Source organism: Acinetobacter sp. Li1LvA2, from assembly GCF_056156705.1.
This window is the reverse complement of the sequence record NZ_JBSICF010000008.1, coordinates 15,588-40,268: the sequence shown is the minus strand read 5'-3', so window position 1 is coordinate 40,268 and position 24,681 is coordinate 15,588. Positions and strand designations below refer to the sequence as shown.

25 protein-coding genes are annotated in these 24,681 nt (G+C 38.4%); 13 read left to right on the top strand and 12 right to left on the bottom strand.

Annotated elements, in window-relative coordinates:
- Window positions 1-4 precede the first annotated feature (4 nt).
- Genes ACS604_RS15290 through tviB form a run of 3 tightly spaced genes read right to left on the bottom strand, consistent with a single transcriptional unit; the run spans window position 5 to window position 3,637 of the window.
- Complete coding sequence (locus tag ACS604_RS15290; RefSeq protein WP_474772141.1) at window positions 5-1,153, bottom strand: LegC family aminotransferase; 1,149 nt, start codon at window positions 1,151-1,153, stop codon at window positions 5-7.
- Window positions 1,153-2,349, bottom strand: coding sequence for a UDP-N-acetylglucosamine 4,6-dehydratase (locus tag ACS604_RS15285; protein WP_031947019.1), 1,197 nt, complete (start codon window positions 2,347-2,349; stop codon window positions 1,153-1,155). The genes ACS604_RS15290 and ACS604_RS15285 overlap by 1 nt, the downstream gene beginning before the upstream one ends.
- Window positions 2,350-2,362: 13 nt before the next feature.
- Complete coding sequence (tviB, locus tag ACS604_RS15280) at window positions 2,363-3,637, bottom strand: Vi polysaccharide biosynthesis UDP-N-acetylglucosamine C-6 dehydrogenase TviB (RefSeq protein WP_474772140.1); 1,275 nt, start codon at window positions 3,635-3,637, stop codon at window positions 2,363-2,365.
- 355 nt (window positions 3,638-3,992) lie between these two features.
- Here tviB and ACS604_RS15275 point away from each other — a divergent pair, with 355 nt between their 5' ends.
- The 5 genes from ACS604_RS15275 to ACS604_RS15255 all read left to right on the top strand — a co-directional run bounded on the left by ACS604_RS15275 (window position 3,993) and on the right by ACS604_RS15255 (window position 9,391).
- Window positions 3,993-5,093, top strand: coding sequence for a polysaccharide biosynthesis/export family protein (locus tag ACS604_RS15275; RefSeq protein ID WP_416718162.1), 1,101 nt, complete (start codon window positions 3,993-3,995; stop codon window positions 5,091-5,093).
- Between the two features lie 4 nt (window positions 5,094-5,097).
- Window positions 5,098-5,526 (top strand): low molecular weight protein-tyrosine-phosphatase, encoded by a 429-nt coding sequence (locus tag ACS604_RS15270; RefSeq protein WP_474772138.1) that lies wholly within the window; start codon window positions 5,098-5,100, stop codon window positions 5,524-5,526.
- 18 nt (window positions 5,527-5,544) lie between these two features.
- A complete protein-coding gene (locus ACS604_RS15265; RefSeq protein ID WP_474772137.1) occupies window positions 5,545-7,728 on the top strand; it encodes a polysaccharide biosynthesis tyrosine autokinase in 2,184 nt (727 codons plus the stop codon).
- 191 nt (window positions 7,729-7,919) lie between these two features.
- Window positions 7,920-8,645 carry a BamJ family beta-barrel-assembly machinery protein gene (locus tag ACS604_RS15260; protein WP_474772136.1) on the top strand — a complete coding sequence of 242 codons (726 nt, stop codon included), beginning with the start codon at window positions 7,920-7,922 and terminating at the stop codon, window positions 8,643-8,645.
- Between the two features lie 50 nt (window positions 8,646-8,695).
- Window positions 8,696-9,391, top strand: coding sequence for a BamJ family beta-barrel-assembly machinery protein (locus ACS604_RS15255; RefSeq protein ID WP_474772135.1), 696 nt, complete (start codon window positions 8,696-8,698; stop codon window positions 9,389-9,391).
- Between the two features lie 47 nt (window positions 9,392-9,438).
- Here the strand turns inward: ACS604_RS15255 and murJ are convergent, their stop codons facing one another.
- Together murJ and ampD are read right to left on the bottom strand one after the other, a co-directional pair.
- A complete protein-coding gene (gene murJ / locus ACS604_RS15250) occupies window positions 9,439-10,989 on the bottom strand; it encodes a murein biosynthesis integral membrane protein MurJ (protein ID WP_474772134.1) in 1,551 nt (516 codons plus the stop codon).
- A 72-nt stretch (window positions 10,990-11,061) separates the two neighbouring features.
- Window positions 11,062-11,631, bottom strand: coding sequence for a 1,6-anhydro-N-acetylmuramyl-L-alanine amidase AmpD (gene ampD, locus ACS604_RS15245; protein WP_004795479.1), 570 nt, complete (start codon window positions 11,629-11,631; stop codon window positions 11,062-11,064).
- Between the two features lie 171 nt (window positions 11,632-11,802).
- On the opposite strand from ampD, the gene nadC reads away from it, so the two are divergent.
- Window positions 11,803-12,648, top strand: a complete 846-nt coding sequence (nadC, locus tag ACS604_RS15240) for a carboxylating nicotinate-nucleotide diphosphorylase (RefSeq protein WP_016139677.1) — start codon at window positions 11,803-11,805, stop codon at window positions 12,646-12,648.
- On the opposite strand, the gene ACS604_RS15235 is transcribed toward nadC, so the two are convergent.
- The 6 genes from ACS604_RS15235 to ACS604_RS15210 all read right to left on the bottom strand — a co-directional run bounded on the left by ACS604_RS15235 (window position 12,645) and on the right by ACS604_RS15210 (window position 18,748).
- Window positions 12,645-12,812, bottom strand: coding sequence for an ABZJ_00068 family colistin stress protein (locus ACS604_RS15235; protein ID WP_353155526.1), 168 nt, complete (start codon window positions 12,810-12,812; stop codon window positions 12,645-12,647). The two genes, nadC and ACS604_RS15235, sit on opposite strands and share 4 nt — an antisense overlap.
- A 404-nt stretch (window positions 12,813-13,216) precedes the next feature.
- Window positions 13,217-15,385, bottom strand: a complete 2,169-nt coding sequence (locus ACS604_RS15230; RefSeq protein WP_474772133.1) for a phosphocholine-specific phospholipase C — start codon at window positions 15,383-15,385, stop codon at window positions 13,217-13,219.
- Between the two features lie 21 nt (window positions 15,386-15,406).
- Window positions 15,407-15,541 carry a hypothetical protein gene (locus tag ACS604_RS15225; protein ID WP_289845471.1) on the bottom strand — a complete coding sequence of 45 codons (135 nt, stop codon included), beginning with the start codon at window positions 15,539-15,541 and terminating at the stop codon, window positions 15,407-15,409.
- A 133-nt stretch (window positions 15,542-15,674) separates the two neighbouring features.
- Complete coding sequence (rph, locus tag ACS604_RS15220; RefSeq protein WP_004795487.1) at window positions 15,675-16,391, bottom strand: ribonuclease PH; 717 nt, start codon at window positions 16,389-16,391, stop codon at window positions 15,675-15,677.
- 158 nt (window positions 16,392-16,549) lie between these two features.
- Window positions 16,550-17,692: a fatty acid desaturase family protein gene (locus ACS604_RS15215; protein ID WP_174758670.1), complete on the bottom strand. Its 1,143-nt coding sequence runs from the start codon at window positions 17,690-17,692 to the stop codon at window positions 16,550-16,552.
- Window positions 17,693-17,722: 30 nt separating this feature from the next.
- Complete coding sequence (locus ACS604_RS15210) at window positions 17,723-18,748, bottom strand: ferredoxin reductase (protein ID WP_174758668.1); 1,026 nt, start codon at window positions 18,746-18,748, stop codon at window positions 17,723-17,725.
- A gap of 173 nt (window positions 18,749-18,921) precedes the next feature.
- Between ACS604_RS15210 and ACS604_RS15205 the strand changes: the two genes are divergently transcribed.
- A complete protein-coding gene (locus tag ACS604_RS15205; RefSeq protein ID WP_004795491.1) occupies window positions 18,922-19,560 on the top strand; it encodes a TetR family transcriptional regulator in 639 nt (212 codons plus the stop codon).
- Window positions 19,561-19,697: 137 nt separating this feature from the next.
- Window positions 19,698-20,345: a TetR/AcrR family transcriptional regulator gene (locus tag ACS604_RS15200; protein WP_005308928.1), complete on the top strand. Its 648-nt coding sequence runs from the start codon at window positions 19,698-19,700 to the stop codon at window positions 20,343-20,345.
- 80 nt (window positions 20,346-20,425) lie between these two features.
- On the opposite strand, the gene ACS604_RS15195 is transcribed toward ACS604_RS15200, so the two are convergent.
- Window positions 20,426-21,043: a thiol:disulfide interchange protein DsbA/DsbL gene (locus ACS604_RS15195; RefSeq protein WP_049838330.1), complete on the bottom strand. Its 618-nt coding sequence runs from the start codon at window positions 21,041-21,043 to the stop codon at window positions 20,426-20,428.
- Window positions 21,044-21,223: 180 nt separating this feature from the next.
- On the opposite strand from ACS604_RS15195, the gene ubiG reads away from it, so the two are divergent.
- The 5 genes from ubiG (at window position 21,224) to ACS604_RS15170 (ending at window position 24,652) form a co-directional block, all read left to right on the top strand.
- Entirely contained in the window at window positions 21,224-21,937 is a 714-nt protein-coding gene (gene ubiG / locus ACS604_RS15190) for a bifunctional 2-polyprenyl-6-hydroxyphenol methylase/3-demethylubiquinol 3-O-methyltransferase UbiG (protein WP_474772132.1), read from the top strand.
- Window positions 21,934-22,635, top strand: coding sequence for an HAD family hydrolase (locus tag ACS604_RS15185; RefSeq protein ID WP_151743739.1), 702 nt, complete (start codon window positions 21,934-21,936; stop codon window positions 22,633-22,635). The genes ubiG and ACS604_RS15185 overlap by 4 nt, the downstream gene beginning before the upstream one ends.
- Window positions 22,636-22,704: 69 nt before the next feature.
- On the top strand, window positions 22,705-23,451 hold the full coding sequence (locus ACS604_RS15180; RefSeq protein ID WP_004795498.1) for a YciK family oxidoreductase: 747 nt from the start codon (window positions 22,705-22,707) through the stop codon (window positions 23,449-23,451).
- Window positions 23,452-23,667: 216 nt separating this feature from the next.
- Window positions 23,668-24,081 (top strand): RcnB family protein, encoded by a 414-nt coding sequence (locus ACS604_RS15175; RefSeq protein ID WP_004795500.1) that lies wholly within the window; start codon window positions 23,668-23,670, stop codon window positions 24,079-24,081.
- A 241-nt stretch (window positions 24,082-24,322) separates the two neighbouring features.
- The gene (locus tag ACS604_RS15170; protein WP_174732179.1) at window positions 24,323-24,652 is read left to right on the top strand and encodes an RcnB family protein; all 330 of its coding nucleotides are present in this window, start codon (window positions 24,323-24,325) and stop codon (window positions 24,650-24,652) included.
- The last annotated feature ends 29 nt before the right edge of the window (window positions 24,653-24,681 follow it).

The following is a 24,681-nucleotide window of genomic DNA, read 5'->3' as shown; positions in this document are numbered from 1 at the left end:
CTTATTACTCCAGAGGAACCGAACTTGGAATATTTACAACTCTTTCTTCCAACCATAATGAGTTAGTTAAATCACCTTGTAATGCATTTTGGTACATTGGTAATCTGGTCATTAAAGTCCAGATTGGGCGAGTCATCACCTTATTTGAATTGGTTTCATCCAAAATCAAATCTCGTTGAGCTTTATCTTTGCAAATAATGGCATTTAACCAATAGTTAGATCGGCAGTCTTTAGGTTCCACAACAAATGAAATATCACTATCTTTAAAGAAATTTTGATATTGCTCTGCAAGTTCACGTTTTTTCGCAAGAAAGCCTTCTAAGCTTTCCATTTGCGCACAACCTAAAGCAGCATTCAAATTTGGTAAACGGTAGTTAAAACCATTTTCATCATGATAAAACTCATAAGGATGCGGTATTTTTGCAGTTGTCGTAATGTGCTTCGCTCTTATGCCAAGCTCTTCATCTTGACATAGGACCATACCGCCACCACCTGTGGTGATAACTTTATTTCCATTAAAACTAAGTGCTGAAACTAAACCAAAAATTCCAGTATGTTTACCTTTATAGTAAGAACCTAAACTTTCAGCTGCATCTTCAACTAATGCAATATTCCACTTGGTTACAACCTGTTGAAGCTCATCAATTTCAACAGGATGACCAAATGTATGCATTGGCACGATTGCAGAAATACGTTTATTCGTTGTTTTGTGTTTACATACACCTTGGTCGTCGATAAAAGCATTTTCTTGCAAATAAGCGTCTAATGCTTTCGGACATAGACCTAATGTTTTTAATGACACATCGACAAATAAGGGTTCAGCGCCGATATAAGACAAGGCATTACATGTTGCAACAAAAGTCAAAGCTTGTGTAATCACGATATCATCACGTTTTACGCCAGCCAACAATAGAGCAATGTGTAATGCAGCAGTTCCATTAACAGTCGCAATAGCTTTAGCACAGCCTGTAAACTGTTGAACTTTGGCTTCAAAGTCGTTTACATATGCCCCAACACTAGAGACGAAAGTACTATCAATCGTATCTAATACATATTTTTTTTCATTACCAAGAAAACGAGGTTCATGTAATGGAATAAAATTATTGGTACGATAAATGTCTCGTACAAATTGATTAAACTTAGAAGTATCCATTACATTTTCCCATCTAAATATAAACCTGTTTCTTTGTGTCCAAAGTTAGGCATCATATAGTTAAATAGATCAACAATTTCTTCTTTATTCCATTGTTTATTTGAAAGCATCGCATGAATTTTTTCTTCGAATACATGCAATTTATCTTCTTCAACATTTAACTCGTTTTTAATAACACCTAAATTATTAAAACGTTGCATATCTAAAGTTTCATTATCGGTAAAGAATTCTTCGAAATCTTTCTCACCCGTAGTTGTACTTCCAGCAAATAAACAAGGCCATTTTCCTTGTTTTGGCAAGGTCTGAATTAAGCTACGTGCTTCGTCTTCAGATTCACACAAATACGGCTCATACCCAAGATTATTAAGGTATTTGACTGCAATATCTGCAAAAGTAATGAGGTGTAAGTGCTCGCTAAGCTTAGGGAAGAAAATATCTCTATTCTCACCCAGTAAACAAGACATCAGGCACAGCTCACCTGACTCTTTTGGAGTAACGAAATAACGGCGAATATCATTTGGCGCAGCAATTGGCTGGTTTTTCTGAATACGTTGATTAAAACCATGTAGTAAAGAACCATCTGAAAATGCAACATTCGCAAAACGAGCCGTGGAAATATCAATATGCTGACTTTGACGCATAAGGAACATCTCCATAATACGCTTTGAGCCACCCATCATATTTACAGGGTTAGCAGCTTTATCTGTCGAAACACAGAAATACTTCTTCACGCCTTTTTCAATAGACTGCTGAATCGTTTTTTCAGTATTCAAAATATTGACATGAATCATTCGCATTAATGTAAATGGATCTTTTTCACTACGTACATGCTTTAAAGCAGAAAGATTTAAAACGTAGTCAAAATCACCATCATTCTGAATATAGGCATCATACTCAGCAGAGCCAATATCTAGTGCAAATGTTTGGAAATCACCATCAATGTAGCCAAACGAGCTACGAATATCACGAACAACTTCTGTTAAATTATTTTCAGAAATATCAACAACGTGTAGTTTCTTAGGATTACGTTTAAAAATTTCTTTAACAACTGCTTGGCCAATAGACCCCGCCCCACCTAAAACTAAAAACTTCGATGAGGAAACAATTTCGATTAACTTATTATTCCAATGTTGAATATCATCAACAAAAAGCTCTTGTGTTCTGCCAATTAAATTTAATTGAATATCTGTAGACATTATAAAACCCTAATCAAAGTCTAATATTTGAACTTTCTTTATCCAAAACATATTTCAAATCATAAAGCACATGCTTTTCTTTACCTAAAGCATGGAACTCCTCAACACTCATGGATTTAAACTGGTTATGTGCTACCGCAATGACGATCGCATCATACAAGCCTTGTTGTAATTCTTTAATTGGCGCTAGGCCATATTCGTGTTGTACTTCTGTATCATCAACCCATGGATCATATATATCTAAGTCTAGATCATATTCTTTCAGAGCTTTAATAAAGTCGACAATTTTTGTATTACGAATATCTGGACAGTTTTCTTTAAAACTCAGTCCCATCACTAAAATACGAGCACCAACAACTTGTATTCGCTGCTTCACCATTTCCTTAATGAGCTGTGTTGCCACATGCTCACCCATACGGTCATTTAAACGACGAGCTGCTAAAATAATTTCTGGATGCAACCCAATAGATTGAGCTTTATGGGTTAAATAATATGGATCTACACCAATACAGTGCCCACCTACTAGCCCAGGACGGAATGGTAAAAAGTTCCATTTCGTTCCAGCTGCTTTAAGCACATCTTCTGTATCAATACCAAGTTTGTTAAAAATAAGTGCTAATTCATTAATTAAGGCAATATTGACATCGCGCTGGGTATTTTCAATGACCTTTGCCGCTTCAGCCACTTTTATATTCGGCGCCTTATGAGTGCCCGCCTCAATTATAAGATTGTAGACATCATCGACATAATTAGCGATCTTAGGTGTAGAACCTGAGGTAATTTTTAAAATATTAGTTACTCGGTGAAGTTTATCACCTGGGTTAATTCGCTCAGGACTATAGCCTGCGAAAAAGTCTTGATTAAATTTTAAACCTGAAACCTTTTCCAAAACAGGAATACATACCTCTTCTGTTGCGCCGGGGTAGACAGTAGACTCATATACTACTACATCACCCTTTTTAAGCACTTGACCAATACTGGTCGATGCTTTAATTAATGGCGTGAGATCTGGTTGTTTAAAGTCATCAATTGGTGTTGGGACCGTTACAATAAAAAAATTGCTGTCTTTTAAGTCCTTTAGTTCAGCGGTATAACTTAATTGCACCGCCTGTTGTAATTCTTGTGTTGATACTTCTAAGGTATGATCTTTACCACTTTTGAGCTCATCAATACGTTTCTGATAAATATCAAAACCAACTACAGGTACTTTTTTCCCAAACTCAACTGCCAATGGCAAGCCTACATAGCCCAACCCAATAATTGCTATTTTTAAATTGGCAATTTGCATATAAACGAGCCTTTTTCCTTAGAGTTTATATCTAATAAATCATGCTTTTGGCACTTACAATGCAGCGTACTATATCAGATTTTAAGTTAGCACCGCATACCAATTGTATAAATGTGTTTACAGCACTTATAAGTAGAATTTATCAGTTTAGCTAAAATCATACGTTTTTAATATTTCTGATGAATGACTACTGTCTAAATAGGTGGATCAGATAAACTAAACATACAAAGCTCTACGATTTTTCGATGTTTTTTCATTTCTTTTCAGCTAGAATCAGTTCAGCCTGCGTTTAATAGACACTTGTTACTATGCAGTGGACAATATCAATTAAAGATAAATACACAAAGGGTTGCGTGTGAAGTATTGCCAGTTTTTTTCTGTTCTTGCCTTGAGTTTAAGTGCTGCCAGTTGTGCAGTTACTTCCGGTTTACAAACTTACGATATTCCTAATGAAGGCGTTTATAGAACAGACCTTGGAACTACCGTTAATGTAGTTAAAATTTCTCAAGAAACATTACCAGCGATACAACCTGCTCAAGTTGACTATCAACGTGACTATGCAGCTTTATTTAAAAATCAACAACCTATTTACCGCTTAAGCCCAGGTGATGTTCTTTCTATTCAGTTGTGGGCTTACCCTGAAATTACGCCACCAGTAAACAGTATTAGTAATGAACAATCAATCCAGGCTAATGGTTACCCAATTGACCAAAGTGGTTACATTCAGTTTCCATTAGTAGGTCGCTATAAAGCTTCTGGTAAAACACTAGCTCAAGTCAACCGTGAGCTACACAGTCAACTAGCTCGTTTCTTAAAAAATCCTGACGTTGTTGTTCGTGTTCTTTCATACGAGGGTCAGCGTTTTTCCGTGCAGGGTAGCGTACTTAAGGGCGGTCAGTTCTATTTAAGTGATCAACCAGTTAGTGTGTATACTGCTTTAGGCCTTGCTGGAGGAGTTACAGATAAAGGTGATAATACTTATATCCAACTCATTCGAAATGGCCAAACTTATAATCTAAATACAATCGATCTAGAAAAAGCAGGTTATTCATTACATAAATTATTGGTTCAACCAAACGATACGCTTTATGTCAGCACACGTGAAAACCAGAAAATTTATGTGATGGGTGAAGCAGGTAAAAACCAGGCTTTACCAATGCGTGATCAAGGTATGACTTTAAGTGATGCTTTAGGTGAAAGTTTAGGCTTAAATCCTTTATCTGCTAGCGCTAGCAAAATCTATGTGCTACGTACCAATCCAAATGATCGATCAACTGAACTTTATCATTTAAACTTGATGAGCATTGGTGACTTTGGTTTAGCGAATCAATTTAAACTACGTAGCAATGATATTATCTATGTGGATGCGACTGGCTTGACTCGCTGGCAACGTGTGGTCAATCAAATTATTCCATTCTCAAGTGCGTTATATAACATAGACCGTTTGGGACAATAATATTATGCAATTTAAGAATATTTTGGTGGTTTGTATCGGAAATATTTGCCGAAGCCCTATGGCAGAGTATTTCTTAAAACAGCAATATCCTCAATTAAATATCGAGTCAGCAGGTATTTCTGGACTTATAGGGCATCAAGCTGATGAAAAAGCTCAACTTTGTATGCAACATTTAGGCATTGATCTGCAACCACATGTAGCCCGTAAGCTAAATGCTGAGCATATTAAAAAAGCTGACCTGATTTTAGTCATGAGTCAAAACCAGCAAAAACATATTGAGCAAACCTGGCCATTTGCAAAGGGTAAAACCTATCGCTTAGGTCATTGGCAAAATAGAAATGTGCCTGACCCTTACCAGCACGATCAAGCTATTTTTGATGAAACTTGCCAACTTATTCAACAGTGTATTGCTGACTGGAAACCGTATATTTAACGCCAAGATTTTAAGCTTATGAACCAAAATACTAAAACTGAAGATTCAATTGATTTAAAAGAATTGTTTTTCTCACTGATTGCCCAGTGGAAATTAATTGCACTCTGCATCATTTTGAGCCTTGTATGTGCTCTACTCTATTTACGCGTAACACCAGATACCTATTCGGTAGATGCTTTGGTTCAGGTTGAAGACAGTAAAGGTGCTTCTGCTGCACTCTTAGGTGATCTATCACAAATGATTGAGCAAAAATCACCAGCTCAAGCTGAGATTGAAATTTTAAAATCTCGTTTAGTTTTAGGCTCAGTTATTAGAGATTTACACCTCAATATCCGAGTTTCTAGTACAGAGAATACTTTTACTCATCGCTTATTAAGTAATACTGAATATAAAACTGAATATAATAAAAACTCTGTTGTATTTAAAGACGGATTAAAAAGTTTTGAAATTCGTCAATTTGAAATTCCAGCTTATTACTTAGATAAAACATTACATCTTAACTTCGACAAACAATCGTTGCGTTTAACCGATCCAACAACCGAAGAAGTTATAATAAATATTCCTCTTAATAAGTTAAACCAAGTTACAGGGCCACATGGTACTTGGAAAATTGCTCTCTTCACGAATGATCAGTTTGATGCCACATATAATATTACCAATCTATCAGTACCTGCCGCTGTAAATGCTATTAGCTCAAATTATTCAGTTGCAGAACGTGGTAAGCTCACTGGTGTATTAGGTTTAAATTATCAAGGTCAAGATAAAGAGCAGATCACTAAAGTACTTAATGCTATTTTAGCAACATATAGTGCTCAAAATATTGAACGTCGTTCGGCAGAATCTGCGCAAACATTAAAGTTCTTAGATGAACAACTTCCAGATTTGAAAAAGCAACTAGATGATGCAGAACGTCAATTTAATAAATTCCGTCAACAATACAACACTGTTGATGTCACCAAAGAGTCTGAACTTTATTTAACTCAGAGTATTACTTTAGAAACTAAAAAAGCCGAGCTCGAACAAAAGCAAGCTGAAATGGCAGCAAAATATACTGCTGAACACCCAGCAATGCGTGAAATTAATGGCCAAATTACTGCTATTAATAAGCAAATTGGTGAACTTAACAGTACTTTAAAGCAACTTCCAGACGTACAACGCCAGTACTTACAGTTGTATCGTGAAGTAGAGGTTAAAACTCAACTCTACACAGCTTTGTTGAACTCTTACCAGCAACTTCGTATTGCAAAAGCAGGTGAAATTGGTAATGTTCGTATTGTAGACACTGCAATTGAACCAATTGAACCAATTAAGCCTAAAAAGTTCCAAATTTTAATTTTGTCATTATTTTTGGGTGGGTTTATTGGAACCCTAGTTGCTTTATTACGTAATATGTTACGCACAGGCATCAAGGATTCTGGACAAATTGAAAGTGAACTGGATTTACCAGTTTATGCAACAGTTCCACGCTCTCCAATTCAAGAAAGTCGCATCAAAATTTTAAAGAAGAAGAAGAGTATTCCTATTCTTGCAGTTAAAAATAGTGATGATATTGCAATTGAGAGCTTACGTAGTATCCGTACTGCGATTCACTTCGCATTAGCGAGTGCGAAAAATAACATCATTATGATCGCAGGTCCTTCACCAGAAGTAGGTAAATCATTTATTTCGACCAACCTTGCAACAATTTTTGCGCAAGGTGATAAACGAGTACTATTGATTGATGCAGATATGCGTCGTGGTTATATGCATAAGTATTTTGATGTTGATGTAAAGCCAGGTCTTTCTGAATTGTTAAGCGGACAAACTGATCTACAAAAAGTTCTGCACAAGACTCAAGTTGCTAACCTTGATGTGATTACTCGTGGTAAGAGTCCAACAAATCCATCAGAAATTTTAAGTTCCAACCAATTTAAAGAGCTACTTGAACAGCTACAAAGTCAATATGACCATATCATTATTGATACTCCGCCAGTGTTGGCAGTAACTGATGGTATTATTATTTCGCAATATACTGGTGTGAATTTAATTGTTGCCCGTTATGCTAAATCACAAATGAAAGAGCTTGAATTAACACTTAATCGCTTTGAACAAGCGGGTGTTAAAGTCAATGGCTTTATTCTCAATGACATTCAACGTGCTAGCGCAGGCTACGGTTATGGTTATAACTATGCCTATGCTTATAAAGCACAAAAAGAAGATTAATCGTAAAGTGATAAGAGAACCGGATCAAATGATCCGGTTTTTTTATTTAAGATTTTTTTAAGTATATCCCTACTAAAACTAACTAAAATATATAAAAAACCACTCGTTTTTTTTCTTAAACATTCTATGCTTAAGCATGCTAAGATCAAAAGCAGCCTTTTAGACTCAAATGATTATTTTTGGAACCTTTTATGAGTAAAGCCTTACCCATTGCTGTCGCTGTAGTTTTAGGCGGTGCTGCACTTGTACCAGTATATTATGCAAGCCAACATCCGACCACAGAAGTCGGAAGCAAGGCAAATAAGAATGCCTCTCCAATTGAAAAAATCAGTTATGTTCTTGGATATGAAGTTGCTCAGCAAACTCCACCTGAGCTAGATACAAAAGCATTTGTGAAAGGCATTCATGATGCTCGCAGCAAGCAGCCAAGTGCTTATACTCAAGAAGAGTTAAAAGTTGCTGTAGCAGCTTATGAAAAAGAATTGCAGCAAAAAATGCAACAACAAAATAAACTGGAGCAAGCTGCTGGTGCTACTCCTGAATCTGCAGATGCGCAGTTCCTTACAGAAAATAAATCAAAAGCTGGCGTAAAAACAACCGCTTCTGGTTTGCAATATATCATTACTAAAGAAGGTACTGGCAAACAGCCAACAGCTCAGTCAGTTGTTAAAGTACATTATGAAGGTCGTTTAATTAACGGTCAGGTTTTTGATAGTTCTTATAAACGCGGTGAGCCAGTTGAGTTCCCTCTTAATCAAGTAATTCCAGGCTGGACTGAGGGACTTCAATTAATGAAAGAAGGCGGTAAAGCGACTTTCTTCATTCCATCAAATCTTGCCTACGGTCCTCAGGAAGTTCCTGGCATTCCAGCAAACAGTACACTGATTTTTGATGTAGAACTTATTTCAGTGAAATAAAAACATTCAGGAGAGTAGAACACTACTCTCCTTTTTTTTTGGAAAACAGCATGAAAAAAATCGGTTTAATGATTGCAGCATCAACAATGAGTTTATCTATTTTTGCTGCAACTCCTATAACGAATAAAAGTCCAGCAAAAGAACAATTTAGTTATAGTTATGGCTATTTAATGGGTCGTAATAATACGGATGCACTAACAGATTTGAATCTTGATATTTTTTACCAAGGTCTCCAAGAAGGCGCTCAAAGTAAAACAGCACGCTTAACTGATGAAGAAATGGCAAAAGCGATTAATGACTATAAGAAAACATTAGAAGCCAAACAACTCGTCGAATTTCAAAAAACTGGTCAACTAAACGCTCAAGCAGGCGCAGCATTTCTTACTGACAATGCAAAAAAATCTGGTGTGATGACGACTAAATCTGGTCTCCAATACCAAGTGTTAAAAGAAGGTAGTGGACAAAAACCGAAAGCTACCTCTCGCGTTAAAGTGAATTATGAAGGTCGTTTACTAGATGGAACCGTATTTGATAGTTCTATTGCTCGTAATCATCCAGTTGAGTTTCAGCTCAGCCAAGTCATTGCAGGTTGGACAGAAGGTCTACAAACCATGAAAGAAGGCGGAAAAACCCGTTTCTTTATTCCTGCCAATCTTGCTTATGGTGAAGTCGGTGCTGGTGACACGATTGGTCCAAATAGTACTTTAATTTTTGATATTGAATTACTACAAGTTTTACCAAAATAAATTTATTAGATATAAAAAAAGCGATCATTTAAGATCGCTTTTTTATTTTAGTGTTTTAAGTCTTTAGGACGAAAACCGGTGATGATTAAAACGACCAGATAAGCAACTACGCCGACAACACACAATCCCACTACTTCGGCAATACGCAACCACTGTGAAAGCTCGCCGTTATACCAATTTAATGCAAACCACAGTGCTGCAATCATAGCAAGGTTTGCCAAACCATATTGGAGCCCTAATTTTTTCCAATGCGAATCAAATCGGAAAATATTACGTTTGTGTAAATAGAAGTAGAGTAGACCCGCATTCACTAAAGCTGAACCTGAAGATGCCAATGCAAGTGCCATATGCTCTGCCTGCCAATCAATCAGCTTAAAGAAACCAATAAATACAACGTTTAAAATAGCATTCGCTGCGACTGACATTAAACCGACACGTACGGGTGTTTTGGTATCCTGCTGCGCATAAAAACCTGGTGCAAAGACTTTAATCAGCATAAATGAAATCACGCCTGCACTCATACATTGCAATGCAAGCGCTGTCATTTGTGTATCATGGAGGTCAAACTCACCACGTTGGAATAATGCCTGAATAATCGGTGTAGAAAGCATAAATAAGGCAATACTTGCTGGTAAGCCAACTAATACAATAATTTTTGCAGCCCAGTCGATCATACCGCGGAACTTTACTTGATCTTGTTCTGCATGACGGGCAGAAAGTGAAGGTAAAATCACTGTACCAATCGCAACGCCAATTAAACCTAACGGCAACTCAGTCATACGCTCTGCACTATAGAGCCAAGACACAGAACCATCTTGCATGAAAGAGGCCCAAATCGTATTTAATAACAGGTTAATCTGAGTAACAGATACCCCAAATAATGCTGGAAGCATTAATTTTAGAATACGCTCTACACCTTCATGTTTAAAATCAACTTTAGGTGGAATCAGTAGGTTTTTACGCCACAATTCAGGAATTTGTATAGCTAACTGTAATATCCCTGCCACGACCACCGACCAACCTAAGGCTTTGATGGGTTCAGCCATATACGGCGTAAGCCACCATGCACCTGCAATCATCGCGACATTCAGTAAAACTGGTGAAAAAGCTGGTGAAGCAAACGAACCATAACTATTTAAAATACTGCTAGCAAAAGCAGTCAGTGACATAAATAATAAATAAGGGATGGTTAACCGGAACATGCTGACGGCTAAATCGAACTTTTCAGGATCACTATGGAAACCCGGTGCGTACATATAAATGATCGCAGGTGCTAAAACCATAGCCACAAAAGTCAGTAAGGTCATGACTGTTAGTAAGCAACCAAATACCCGACTAATCAAGATCTGTACTTCAGCGTGTGCTCGACCTGTTTTATATTCAGTTAATACTGGAATAAAGGCCTGAGAAAAGGCGCCTTCGGCAAACAATCGTCGAAAGAAGTTGGGAATACGAAAAGCGACGACGAAGGTATCAAAATCTTTACCCGCACCAAACACGTTGAGCAATACGACGTCACGTACGAGCCCTAACACTCGTGACAACATCGTCATTGCACTGACAATAAAAGTCGATCGCCACAATGCCATCGTACTCACCTACAGCTATATTCGAAAGACGCTATTGTAATGAAACTAGAAAATCTTTTCGTTGTGAAATGATGAATGAACTCAACTTTTTTTCTGAACTAACAGTTGTCTAAAGTGCTGCCATTTAAAATAAGGTCCCGGATCAGTTTTTCGGCCGGGTGCAATGTCTGAATGCCCTGCTATATGGTTTTTAATTTCGGGATAAGCCTGACGAATAGCCTTAACCACATCGGTTAATACTTCGTATTGTACTTCGTCAAAAGGTAAATCATCACTTCCTTCAAGCTCTATCCCAATTGAATAATCATTGCATTCTACTTTGGCTAAATAGCTCGAACGTCCTGCATGCCATGCCCGATCATTAAAATTAACAAACTGTAGGACTTCACCTGTTCGTAAAATTAACAGATGTGTAGAAACTTGCATGCCTTCAATGGTCTGAAAATAAGGATGCACTGACCAATCTAATTTATTTTGAAAAAACTGCTCAATATATCCACCTCCGAATTGAGACGGTGGCAAGCTAATATTATGAACAACGATCATTTGAATTTCGGTACCAGTCGGCCGCTGGTTAAAATTTGGAGAAGGGATTTGTCTCGCCCCTTTTAATTGTCCATCTATAACTTCATACGGTGTGATTTGCTTCATTGAGATGCCAATAAATTGCTTGCCAATTGTTTTAGTTTAAAGCAGTTATCTACTTTTCAAAGCAGTAAATACGATTGTTTATCGCGATTAATCTCATAAAACAGCTTATTTTTAAAGTCGACGGTGCTAATATATCGCAAGTTTTAGGGTCATCTACAAAATGGAAACCGTATGAGCATACCTCAGTCTTTGCTTGAACAATCAATTCAAATCAATATTCAACAAGCATTACAAGAAGATATTGGGGACGGTGACATTACCGCGATGCTTACACCTGAAGATGAGCAGGCAACCGCGACCATTATTAGCCGTGAAGATATGGTTTTAGCTGGCCAGCCTTGGGTAAATGCACTCATCTCAGCTTATGACAATACTGTACAGGTAACTTGGTTAAAACAAGAAGGTGACCGTGTTGCCGCAAATGAAGCCTTTTTAAAACTTGCAGGCTCTGCACGTAGCTTACTTACTGTAGAGCGCCCTGCTTTAAACTTTATTCAAACTTTGTCTGCTGTTGCAACAAAAACTGCTGAATATGTTCAACATCTTGAAGGTTTAAATACAAAACTTCTCGATACGCGTAAAACCTTACCAGGCTTACGTATTGCACAGAAATATGCTGTAGCTATTGGTGGTGGACAGAACCATCGTCTCGGTCTATTTGATGCATTTTTAATTAAAGAAAATCATATTATGGCGGCAGGTGGTATTGCTCAGGCAATTGAAAAAGCCCATCAAATTGCACCGGGTAAACCTGTTGAAGTCGAAGTTGAAACTTGGGATGAGCTAAATCAAGCGCTTGAAGCTGGTGCAGACATTGTTATGCTCGACAACTTCAGTCAACAGCAAATGATTGATGCTGTAAAACATGTTGCAGGCCGTTGTAAACTCGAAGCATCTGGCAATATCACGATTGAAAACTTGCGTGAAGTTGCCACCACTGGCGTTGACTATATTTCTATGGGCGTTCTGACTAAAGATGTTAGAGCTGTGGATTTATCAATGCGTTTTAATGCTTAGATAAAATCTGCATCATTATTGGTATTTTTTTGCGACTTGGTCATGTCTGCCGCTTGTGTTTTTTGCCATGCTGACTGAGTCGCTTGTGCCCTACTATCACGTGGATCGGCAGCCATTAAAACAAATGTAACTACTGCTAATAATACAATAAAACCTTGTAGCATAAATTTTCCCCATTACTTTAAAAAATCAGGGTTTCAAGATAAAAGATAAATATGACCACGCTTAGGAGATTCTGTTACAAAAGGTAAGCCTTTATTTTTATTATTCATCTATACGACAAGTTATTAACTCTCTTCATTTATATTTCCCAACATTAGATTGTGCGAGATGTCATCTACAACCTGCCCAAAATTTATAAATATATTGTTTTTGCAATAAATCAGATATATGCAGAAAGAGAACAGGTTTTGTAGATGACAAATGCATTTGGTTACTTTGGGCGAAACCAAAGTAACGAATTAGCTACTTCCACTGGATGAATAAATGATAAGACTCCGTCGTGCTAACTAATTTAAAATAATGATCGACCTAAGACTTCATCTTAACATTCATGCATTACAGCAACTTAAGACTCTAAATACCCCATATATGGATCAGAAATTGAATCTTCTTGGGTTTCAATACGTCCTGCAAAACGGCGGCTGAAAGTAGCATCATCAGCTAAAGTCACAGTGAAGTCGTACCAACCTCCAAATTCAGACATATCCCAAACTAATTCTTTTTCAGAACTATTCGTTTCTATAGTCCATGTCTTATTTAGAAGATAAGCATTTGCTTTGACTGTGAGCTTGACTGACTTATTACCATCGTGACGAACTTTTAAATACAAATTCGCGTCACACTCTTCCACACACACTCTAATTTCTGGTAATGCTTGAGTTTGATTGGCTTGGATCAGATTACCTTCAAACGCGCGGTGGAAACCATTTGGACCAAGTACCCATAAATCGTACTGTCCATTTATAGTATTCCACACATCATCAAGCTGTTTACCCGCCTCAACCATATAGCGACGTGGAGCTACCGTAAGATCTAATCGGTTATACACATGAAAAACGGCTGCCTGCTTACCAGTGTTTGAGAACATCAGCTTTACAGTCTTTTGTGCTGCATCGACTTTGGCACTGGTGTGTAAGATATATGGCAAAGCGCGCGATGGTCGAATTCCCATTTCCTGCTGAGGAAATTGTTGCTGACTCGGAACAGGAACTTGTGGCAATAAGGCTTGAGCAACACGAATCGCATCGGCTTCAGCTTTTGTTTTCTTCCCATCTAATTGGGCTATAGGCATGAGGTTTGGTGTTTTGAAGTTAAAAGCCGTCGTTAAGTCACCACATACGGCACGGCGATATGGGCTAATATTTGGCTCTTGCACACCAAAGCGTTTTTCTAAGAACTGTAAAATAGACGTATGATCAAACACTTGTGAATTCACCCATCCCCCTCGGCTCCACGGTGAAATCACATACATTGGAACACGCACACCTGGCCCATACACTCGACCATCTGGCTTAGGTTGAGATTTTGAAGTCGCTACTGCTGGATGATTAAAGTACTCATAAGATATTTGCTGATCAGTTAAAGTCGTTTTTCCATATACGACACCGTTTATATCTTTAGACGGCGCACTCGGTGAAGGAACATGGTCGAAGAAACCATCATTCTCATCAAAGTTCACCAATAAAACGGTTTGGTTCCACAGTTCAGGATTTTCAGTTAATGCATTTAATACTTCCTGAATATACCAAGCCCCCTGCACAGGACTAGATGGTCCCGGATGTTCACTGTAAGTTGCAGGAGCGACTAACCAACTCACTTGCGGCAATTTACCTTGTGCAATATCATTTTTAAAGGTTCCCAAAAAACCACCATCCGGCATAGTGTTAGCAATACCTTTATAAAGTGGTTGAGTCGCATCAATCTTTTCATCGTATGCAGGGCATGTTGGCGTGTCGTTACTGACAGGCTGACCCGATTGTTCATTTGCACGGCGATATTGTTTGAAACCAGCTAAAGGGTTATCAGTAAAGTTATCCGGCATGTTTTGATAAACTTTCCATGTTACGCCAGCCTGCTGTAAGCGCTCAGGATACGTCGCCCATTCATAACCTTCTGTTGATGGCCCAATCCCATCAAATTCATTTACCACACTGGCAACACCTGCACCTGTAGGGCCATTCGTTCCGGTCCAGATAAATTTACGGTTCGGGTTAGTTCCCGCATGCATGGCACAGTGGTAAGCATCACAAATTGTAAAAGCATTGGCTAAAGCAAACTGATATTCGACTTCCTGTTTTTTATAGTAACCCATCGACTGCGGTTTTTTATAAGCCACCCAGTCGCTCATGCGACCATTGTCCCAAGCTGCTTGGCCATCAGACCATGAGTGAGGAGTTCCTGAAACACGCTGAGCATTTCCTAAACGACTATCGAGATGGTACGGCAATACTTTATTTTTCTTGGCATCATATTGCTCCCAAACCTTTCGACTTTCCGTCATTGGAATAGTAAAGCGGTCACCGAACCCACGCACGCCTTTTAGTGTTCCGAAATAATTATCGAATGAGCGGTTTTCCTGAGTCAAAATCACGATGTGCTTAACATCTTGAATAGTTCCACTTTCAACTTTGGCATCAATAGCCAGCGCTTTTTGAATACTCAATGGGAAACTTGCCAAAGCAGCGGTCCCAAACATGGTTTTTGTAGAATTTAAAAGAAATTCGCGACGATTCATTAGTTCTATCCTAAGTTCTTATTATGGTGCGCAGTGCATTTTGCAATTACTGGTTGGCGGTGTTGTTGGCGATGAATTATCTAGGTCGTTATCATCGTTACAAGCACTCAGTAAAAGTGCTAAAGAAGTAATTAATAGAAGTGAAAGTTTTCGCATTGGTTTTTTCCAAACGGTTTAAATGCGAACTACTAATAAAGTGAAAAAGTGACAGGCAAGTGATGTTTTTATGTCGATTTGATGAATACATAAAAAAACGCATCCGAAGATGCGTTTTTTAGAAAGGGTAAAATTACCAGCCTAAAGCTTCTTGTTGCTTTTTAATGAGCTCTGCAATCCCTTTTTCAGCCATTTCTAACATGTCATTGCTTTGTGCACGAGTAAATGGTTTATCTTCGGCAGTACCTTGAATTTCAATAAATTCGCCTGCTTGTGTCATTACGACATTTAAGTCAGTTTGACAGTTCGAATCTTCTTCATAGCAAAGATCAAGCAATACTTCGTCTTGATACATACCTACAGAAATTGCAGCAACTAACCCTTTAAGCGGATCATGCTTAATTTTCTTTTGAGATAACAAAACATTCATCGCATCAACTAACGCTACAGCCGCGCCAGTGATTGAAGCCGTACGTGTACCACCATCTGCCTGAATCACATCACAGTCGATGGTAATTGTGTTTTCTCCAAGCTTCTTCAAATCGACCATAGCACGTAAGCTACGACCAATCAGGCGCTGGATTTCCTGTGTGCGGCCCGACTGTTTACCACGCGCTGCTTCACGATCACAACGTGAGTGTGTTGAACGCGGTAACATGCCATATTCAGCAGTGACCCAGCCCTGTCCTTTCCCTTTTAAAAACCGTGGAACTGAATTATCGATACTTGCAGTACAAAGGACTTTGGTGTGACCAAATTCGACCAGCACAGAACCTTCAGCATAACGGGTGTAGTTTCGTGTAATTTTCACTTCACGTAATTGGTCTAATGCACGTTGGTCAATACGCATAATCCTTCCTAACTTCTCTTAAATACAAACTTGGGCATAGTATAGCAAAGGATTTTGACAGGTTGAGTTTATTCCCTACTTTCAAATGTAAGTCGGCACTTTTCATGACACAAAAATAAAAATAGCCCCTTAAAAGGAGCTATTTGAAATGCCTTAAACTAGGCAACTTTTAATTTGGTTTTTAACTTTTGCAGTGTTTGCAGTACTTTTCCAGTGGTCTGGTTTGGTAGCGAACACTTCGCTAAACGCACCCACACACTCCAGAATTGACGCATAAAGCTCGCTTCATTGTAGTTAATACCATATTCTGCGCAGAGTGCCTTGATTTTAGGAGCTACATCTTTATAGCGGTTAGCCGGCATATCTGGAAATAAATGATGCTCAATTTGATGGCTCAGGTTACCACTCATAAAGTGCATTCCTTCTGTACCACTAAAATTACTTGAACCACGAATTTGACGTAAATACCACTCTGCCTTGGTTTCTGTATCCGTATTATCAGGTTCAAAAGTTTCTGCATCTTCAGTAAAGTGACCATTAAAAATCACAGCAGATGACCACAAGTTACGAATAATATTAGCAACTACATTTCCTGCAAAAACTGGTAAGAACATAGGACCAGAGATAATAGGGAAAAATACATAATCTTTTAAAACTTGACGGGTCGCTTTTTTGCGGAATTTAGAAGCATCTTTCCAAACCTGTTTCCAGCTCTTGGTTTTATAAACTAACGCATCTTCAAGATGTAGGTTTTGCACGCCGACATACCACTCAAAGAAAAACATTAACTGTAGACCGAGTGGAATATTAAACAGGTGACGAGGTTCCCACTTCTGCTGATCACTTACACGCAAAAGACCATAACCGACATCATGGTCTTTACCGACAATATTGGTATAGGTGTGGTGCACATAGTTATGTGTTTCACGCCAATCATCACCCGATGCAATAGTATCCCAGTCATAAGTATTACCATTCAGGCTGGGTTCATTTAACCAGTCAAACTGACCGTGCATAACGTTATGGCCAAGTTCCATGTTTTCTACAATTTTAGAAATCCCCAGTAAACCTGTGCCCAATAACCATACAGGTGGAATCCAGCCACCAAACATCAACATGCCACGAGAAGCAATTTCGGTGTAGCGGACAAAATTACGTACTTTGTATATATATTTTGCGTCTTGCTCACCCAGACTTTGCATAACCTCTTGGCGAATCTGTTCAACACGACGGCCAAATTCTTCAGTCTGTTCAGGTGTTAAATGTGCAGACTTTGATACTGTAGAAAATTCTAATGCCATATTCATAAGGTTAATCCTCTTTAATTCTTTTTATAGATCAATCGTGACTGGGCTTAATGCCTGGCTCACGCATAGTTTAATTGGACGGTTCGGTTGGTCTTCAATTTCACCTGTTAACAGATTTTGAGTGACTCCGCTGACTTTGGTACAGCTACATTTATTACAAACACCCATTCGACAACCATGTTGCGGACGTAGACCTGCTTGCTCTGCACTGCTCAGTAAATTCGTTTCAGCCAAGAACTCTTGCTGGGCACGGCGAAAAATAATAGGTTGCGCAGTTTGTGTTCCAGTGACCTGAGGCGGCTGGAAATATTCTTGATGCAACTGCGACTGAGCACCTTGCTGTGCATAGATTTCATTTGCCTGTTGCATCATGCCGTGGTGTCCGCACAGATACGTCGCTGTTTGTACGTAATCAGGAACCAACTTTTGCAATAAGTCTTCAGTTAAATGCTGCTTTTGCTCAGCGGTATTAAAAAAATGATATTGAAGCTCTGGATGCTTTTCTGCCAAAGCTTTTAATTCAGCATGAAAAATTTCAGCACGATTAAAATAAATAACATGAATCTGTTCAAGCTGCTGTTTCAACGCTTCCTGCAAAAGTGAATAAATTGCAGTAATACCACTACCTGACGCAATTAAAATCGCGGGTTGCTGGCCTTGGTGCAAAGTAAAATCACCCTGTGGCTGTGAAATCTCAATGCACTCTCCAACATGTAATCGTTGAGCTGCACTAGACACCAAGCCTTGTACTTTAATACCTAAAGAGATTTCACCTTGAGGAGTTACTTCAATAATTGAATAACTACGCTGTTGGTAAACTCCATCTATCAGTAGCGTTAATAGAATACTTTGCCCTGCGCGTACCTGATCAAACTTAAAATTACGATTCGGTTTAAGCTTGATAAGCACCATATCAGTATGTAGAGACTGAACAGTAGTAACTTCTGCAAGTACCCTTTTCCAAGCCCAAGTCACGTTAATTTTCTGCAAAACAAAATCAACGAAATCTTCTCGGACCAAATGTGGCTGATAACTAAGTGTTGCGTTCATACGTTCCTCTTTTGTATCTGGCTATTTATTTGAGTGAACACATGTTCGTATAGTGAACATATGTACACTATATTTATAACTGTTCACTCAGTCAACACTTGTTCACTATTTTTTTTATGAAAGTTTGCTCTTTTTTGTTAGACTCTGGCTCACGGTTTAAATAGGTTCTTTTAATGTCGATACGGGATGAACGAAAACAGCAAAGTCGTCAAGCACTTCTAGATGCAGCCTTGCATCTGAGCACGTCTGGGCGCTCGTTCAGTAGTATCAGTTTGCGTGAAGTTGCACGTGAAGTTGGTTTAGTACCGACAGCGTTCTATCGTCATTTTCAAGACATGGATGAACTCGGTAAAGAGTTGGTTGACCAAGTTGCCCTACATTTAAAAAGTGTTTTGCATCAATTAGGTCAAAGTTATTTACAACATAAATCGACCAAAACTCAGACCAGCATTGAGCTATTTGTTCAGGCGGTAAATCATAGCCCTAAGCAGTGGCAATTTATGATTTCCGAGCGTTGGGGCGGTTCAGAAACGGTTCGTGCAGCCATTGCACGAGAAATCGAATTTCTAATTGAAGATCTAACAACTGATCTCACTAAACTCGAAAATTTTAAACATATTCAAGAGCCTCAAGACTTAAATGTCTTATCTACCATTTTGACCAATATGTCATTTACATGGGCAATGACGTGGCTCAACCTATCGAAACAATATCAAGGTGAACAGCTCAAGCTGCAACAAGCTGCCTTTATTGAAAATGCTTCTACACAAGTTCGCTTACTCTTTAGAGGGATTGCAAACTGGGAACGGTAGAAGCGGCAAATGACAAAAAACAGGTTATGTGGTAATACGTAAAGAGAGAAAGAAAAAGGCTAAAAATTTCGAGAAAAGTCTTTTTCTTTTTACAGGAAGTAAATTATTAGTTAGGCCAAACTGGTGTGGGAATACCTATGAATCTTGATCGTCATACACAGTTTTTGATGCGCAAAGAAAAAATTCTGAGCGTGGCAGAAAAGTTGTTACTAGAAAACAATCAGGAAATTACTCTAGATGAGTTAGTGGCCGAGCTAGATATTGCTAAAGGCACACTTTATAAGCACTTTAGAAGCAAAAATGAGCTTCTACTTGAGCTCATTATTCAAAATGAAAAGCAAATTTTAGAAATTTCTAAAAAATATAATACAGATTTCAAAGAGTATGCCCCTCATTACATGCTTCACCATTTGCTTACGCCAGGAAAAACCATTTTATTGCATCAACTTGAAGAAAATCTGACAATGACAGAGTCTAAGTTGAAGCATCTTTTCGAAGAGCTTTATGAAATCCGCCAACAACGTATTTTAGCAATTAAAGATATTACAGAAAATTATTTGAAATCATTAAATTATGATATGTCGATTCGTGATTATTTGTCTTATATCTGGTCACTGACTTATGGAGCATCACTGCTTTTAAATTCTACGTATTATCAGCGTTCTATTGGTTCTCGCCAGAAATTAATTAATTTATATATTAATCAGGCATTATCGCTGCCAACTCAAACTGTTAATTTTGATGTTTTAAATTTTCAAATTGAAGATGAAAATAAGCAAAATTAATTGAAATATTTCGTGATAATTAACTAAATATAAAAATGGGCTTCATATGAAGCCCATTTTTGAAGTAAAGCCTAAACAACTTATTTTGCTTTACGTTCTTTCTCAATTAAATAATTAAGAACTTGAGTAACTTTACCATCTTCACCCTGTACAACATATTTACCATTAACGACAACTGCAGGAACACCTGTTAATTGGTACTGTTGAGCAAGTTTATTTGACTCGGCAACTTTTGCAGTCACAGCAAATGAGTTGTAAGTGCTATTAAACTTCTGTTCAGGCACGCCATAACGAGTAAAGAACTTCGCAGCAGAAGCCTGATCAAAAATTTGCTGACCATTCACCTGAATCGCATGGAACAATGGTAAATGCGTGCGTTTACGTACACCTAATGCCTCAGATGTATAATAGGTACGCGCCCCTTGTTCCCATACTTTGTTCATAGCAGCTGGTGTACGTACAAAACGCACATCGTTAGGAATCTGTTTTAACCACGTTTGCATATGCGGTTCAAGTTTAAAACAGTGTGGACATCCATACCAAAAGAACTCTCGAACTTCGATTTTCCCCGGAACTTCCACTTTGCCTGGATTGGCAATCACGGTGTAGTCTTTACCAGCAACAAAATCTGCTGCCATTGCACTACCCGATACGGCCATAATTGCTGCGCTTAAACCACCCAAAACCAATTTTTTCATTGCTACAGCTTTTCCTCTAAGTTGTTATGCATTAGCTTATGCTCTAAATATAAAACAAATATGCTAAATTCGTTTTGCTTCTGTGAAGTTTTTTATTGGGTTTATCGCTTTTTTCCCAATAATCGCTACACTAACGGCGAACTATATCCAAAAAGATAACCCAAGTTTAGAGGTAGCACCATGTCGCAATTGAATGTTGATTTACAAGAAATCGCAAAGTTTGAAGCACTTGCTGCCAAATGGTGGGATCAACATTCTGAATTTCGCCCACTTCATCAAATTAATCCAATACGTTTAAACTGGATTGATGAACGTGTAGGCGGCCTTGCTGGTAAAAAAGTACTTGATGTCGGTTGTGGTGGCGGTATTTTGGCAGAGAGCATGGCACGTCGTGGAGCAGATGTACTTGGTATTGATATGGGAGAAGCACCGCTAGCTGTTGGCCGTTTGCATGCTCAACAAGACAATGTTCAAAATATTGAATATCGTCAAATTCCTGTAGAAGAATTAGCACAAGAACAAGCAGGTCAATATGATGTGGTCACTTGCATGGAAATGATGGAACACGTTCCAGATCCAGCATCTATTGTAAGAGCTTGTCAGGCTTTGGTTAAACCGGGTGGCCATGTATTCTTCTCAACCATTAACCGTAACCCAAAATCTTATTTATTTGCCATTATTGGCGCAGAATACGTACTACGCATGTTGCCAAAAGGTACACATGATTATCATAAATTTATTCGACCATCTGAAATGGCACATGATATTCGTAATGCAGGTCTTACTCTAAAAGAAATGACAGGACTGCACTACAACCCACTGACCAAGCATTACTGGTTAGCGCCAAATGTTGACGTTAATTATATGGTTCACACGATAAATACAGGTGCATGATGAAAGCTGTTTTATTTGATTTAGACGGTACTCTTATCGATACAGCTGCCGACTTCATTCGTATTATTCAGCAAATGTGCCGTGATGAAAGACGCCCAATTGTTGATGCAGACCTCATTCGCACTCAGGTTTCTGAAGGTGCACGTGCGATGGTTAAACTGGTCTATCCAGAGCTGGATGTGGCCAATCCAATTTTCTTGGCACATCGTCAAAACTTTTTAGATATTTACGGCAATAATATTGTGGTTGATACAGACCTATTTGAAGGCATGTATCCACTTTTAGAAGAGTTAGAAGCTCAGCAAATTCCGTGGGGTATTGTGACCAATAAACCACGCGGATTAAGTGAATCTCTTTTAGAAAAGTTAAATCTGACCGAACGCTGTGCGGTTTTGGTGTGTCCTGAAGATGTCAGTAAAACCAAGCCAGATCCAGAACCAATGTATTTGGCGGCTAAACAGTTAAATATCCCAGCAAATGAAATTATTTATGTGGGTGACCATCCACGTGATATTGATGCTGGTCGCAATGCCGATATGTATACTATTTTGGCTGCATATGGCTATTTACCAATCGAACATCGGGATGATCTCGCTGCATGGCAGGCCGATTCGATTGTAAATACGGTGACAGAATTACACCATATGTTACGTCAAAAGCTTCCTGCTCTACAGGAAAATCAGCGTATGATAAGTTAACATAAGAGTTTTATAGGCTTTTTTTAACAGTTCTTTGTTTTATCAATATAAAAAGAAGGAGGTTTACCAATGAAATATTCAGAATACCAACCTCGTCCGGATCTACTCAAAGATCGAATTATTTTAATCACCGGTGCTGGCGATGGCATTGGGCGAGCTGCCGCTCTGACTTATGCCCTACATGGTGCAACTGTTGTACTGCATGGTAGAACCTTAAATAAACTTGAAGTTATTTATGATGAAATTGAAAGTCTGGGTGCACCGCAACCAGCAATTTTGCCATTACAACTTTCGAGTGCTTCTGACCGTGATTATGACTTTTTAGTCGATACGCTCGAAAAGCAGTTTGGACGCCTAGATGGTATTTTGCATAATGCAGGTATTTTAGGTGAACGCGTAGAGCTAGCACATTATCCAACCGAAACTTGGGATGATGTCATGGCTGTTAACCTGCGCGCGCCTTTTGCTTTAACTCAAGCATTACTACCACTTTTGCAAAAATCAGAAAATGCCTCTGTTGTATTTACCAGTTCGGGTGTAGGCCGTGAAGCACGTGCACTATGGGGTGCATATTCTGTCTCAAAAATTGCAATTGAAGCGGTGAGCAAAATTTTTGCGGCGGAACATACTTATCCTAATATCCGTTTTAACTGCATTAATCCAGGTGCAACGCGTACTGCAATGCGTGCTAAAGCCTATCCACAAGAAGATCCGAAAACACTACCTACACCAGAGTCGATCTTGCCTGCTTATCTCTATTTAATGGGTGAAGATAGCTTGGCGCTCAATGGTCAAAGTATTGATGCACAGGATTAAAAGTTAAAGATGAAAAGCTAAAGAAAATTACAGCCGATCATGAAATCTGGCTTGCCTATACCTGAAAAGATATATTCAAGCCTTTTTTATGATTGATAAAAACTCTTGATCTATCCGTAATTTTAATTGAACCATTAAATGATCTTCACAGTTTCTCTGCATTTTGCGCGTAGAGTATTCAACATGAGAGACATCAGATGTAAACGAGGATGCATCATGAAAAAGTTGTTCACAATCTTAACCCTTTCCATAGCCGTACTCACCACAAGTATGGCGAGCTTTGCTGATCCTCCTTTTGACCGAGGCCATGGCCCCAAAGGTCCTAAAGGTGGAGGACCACGCGGTGAATGGAATGATCGTGGGCCAGGATTTGGACGTGATCATGATGAAGATCGTGTCCGTGACGAGCGCCGTATGCGTGAAGAACGTGGTTTTGAACGGCTTAAACAGCATCGCTGGCAGCCTGGTTATGTTATGCCACAGCACTATCGTGGCAATGGCTATAAAGTTGACTATAAAGATAGTAACTTGCCAAAACCAGACCGTAATCAGCAATGGTACAAAATCAACAATGACTATATTTTAGTCGATACTGATTCTAATAGTATTGTGAGTATTCGTGGTTTTTAAAGCGATAGAACCTCGCTATCGCTGAGCAAAAAGGATAAAGCCTTATGGTTTTATCCTTTTTTTATTACTTATATATTTAAAAAAATAAATAGATTTTTATATTCTAATATTTCGTATTTTCTTAATTTCTTCTTATTTCATCGTTAGTTTTCACATTTATTCTTCGTAGCCTCCACGATTTATCTGTAATTGTTCACTAATCTTTAATTATTGAAATTTAATTCATCACTCGAGGTTTACAATGAAAAAATTAACAACAGCGATTGTCCTTTCACTTAGTGGTTTAATTGCAACAACAGCAATGGCAGCACCAAACGATCATAACCACCATGGCAACTACCAAAACCATGAAGTCAAAACCGTTAAAGTAATTAAAAAAGACGACCATCGTAATGTTTGGCGAGCAGGTCAGGTTGTACCCCGTGAATATCAACACTCACGTTACGTGATTGACTATCGTCAGCATCAAAAATTAACTAAACCGGGTCGCTACCAAAAATGGTACAAGGTGAACGGAAATTATGTGTTGGTAAACGAGCAAAGCCATAAAATCATTAGAGTGGTTCACTAATTTAAAAAAATTTAAACACCCAAACTTAG

Bases quoted from the DNA above. Each gene is read 5' to 3' on its own strand.
- ACS604_RS15290 (WP_474772141.1), bottom strand. From the start codon at position 1,153: ATGGATACTTCTAAGTTTAATCAATTTGTACGAGACATTTATCGTACC.
- ACS604_RS15285 (WP_031947019.1), bottom strand. From the start codon at position 2,349: ATGTCTACAGATATTCAATTAAATTTAATTGGCAGAACACAAGAGCTT.
- tviB (WP_474772140.1), bottom strand. From the start codon at position 3,637: ATGCAAATTGCCAATTTAAAAATAGCAATTATTGGGTTGGGCTATGTA.
- ACS604_RS15270 (WP_474772138.1), top strand. From the start codon at position 5,098: ATGCAATTTAAGAATATTTTGGTGGTTTGTATCGGAAATATTTGCCGA.
- ACS604_RS15265 (WP_474772137.1), top strand. From the start codon at position 5,545: ATGAACCAAAATACTAAAACTGAAGATTCAATTGATTTAAAAGAATTG.
- ACS604_RS15260 (WP_474772136.1), top strand. From the start codon at position 7,920: ATGAGTAAAGCCTTACCCATTGCTGTCGCTGTAGTTTTAGGCGGTGCT.
- ACS604_RS15255 (WP_474772135.1), top strand. From the start codon at position 8,696: ATGAAAAAAATCGGTTTAATGATTGCAGCATCAACAATGAGTTTATCT.
- ampD (WP_004795479.1), bottom strand. From the start codon at position 11,631: ATGAAGCAAATCACACCGTATGAAGTTATAGATGGACAATTAAAAGGG.
- nadC (WP_016139677.1), top strand. From the start codon at position 11,803: ATGAGCATACCTCAGTCTTTGCTTGAACAATCAATTCAAATCAATATT.
- ACS604_RS15235 (WP_353155526.1), bottom strand. From the start codon at position 12,812: ATGCTACAAGGTTTTATTGTATTATTAGCAGTAGTTACATTTGTTTTA.
- ACS604_RS15230 (WP_474772133.1), bottom strand. From the start codon at position 15,385: ATGAATCGTCGCGAATTTCTTTTAAATTCTACAAAAACCATGTTTGGG.
- ACS604_RS15225 (WP_289845471.1), bottom strand. From the start codon at position 15,541: ATGCGAAAACTTTCACTTCTATTAATTACTTCTTTAGCACTTTTACTG.
- rph (WP_004795487.1), bottom strand. From the start codon at position 16,391: ATGCGTATTGACCAACGTGCATTAGACCAATTACGTGAAGTGAAAATT.
- ACS604_RS15215 (WP_174758670.1), bottom strand. From the start codon at position 17,692: ATGGCATTAGAATTTTCTACAGTATCAAAGTCTGCACATTTAACACCT.
- ACS604_RS15210 (WP_174758668.1), bottom strand. From the start codon at position 18,748: ATGAACGCAACACTTAGTTATCAGCCACATTTGGTCCGAGAAGATTTC.
- ACS604_RS15205 (WP_004795491.1), top strand. From the start codon at position 18,922: ATGTCGATACGGGATGAACGAAAACAGCAAAGTCGTCAAGCACTTCTA.
- ACS604_RS15200 (WP_005308928.1), top strand. From the start codon at position 19,698: ATGAATCTTGATCGTCATACACAGTTTTTGATGCGCAAAGAAAAAATT.
- ACS604_RS15195 (WP_049838330.1), bottom strand. From the start codon at position 21,043: ATGAAAAAATTGGTTTTGGGTGGTTTAAGCGCAGCAATTATGGCCGTA.
- ubiG (WP_474772132.1), top strand. From the start codon at position 21,224: ATGTCGCAATTGAATGTTGATTTACAAGAAATCGCAAAGTTTGAAGCA.
- ACS604_RS15185 (WP_151743739.1), top strand. From the start codon at position 21,934: ATGATGAAAGCTGTTTTATTTGATTTAGACGGTACTCTTATCGATACA.
- ACS604_RS15180 (WP_004795498.1), top strand. From the start codon at position 22,705: ATGAAATATTCAGAATACCAACCTCGTCCGGATCTACTCAAAGATCGA.
- ACS604_RS15175 (WP_004795500.1), top strand. From the start codon at position 23,668: ATGAAAAAGTTGTTCACAATCTTAACCCTTTCCATAGCCGTACTCACC.
- ACS604_RS15170 (WP_174732179.1), top strand. From the start codon at position 24,323: ATGAAAAAATTAACAACAGCGATTGTCCTTTCACTTAGTGGTTTAATT.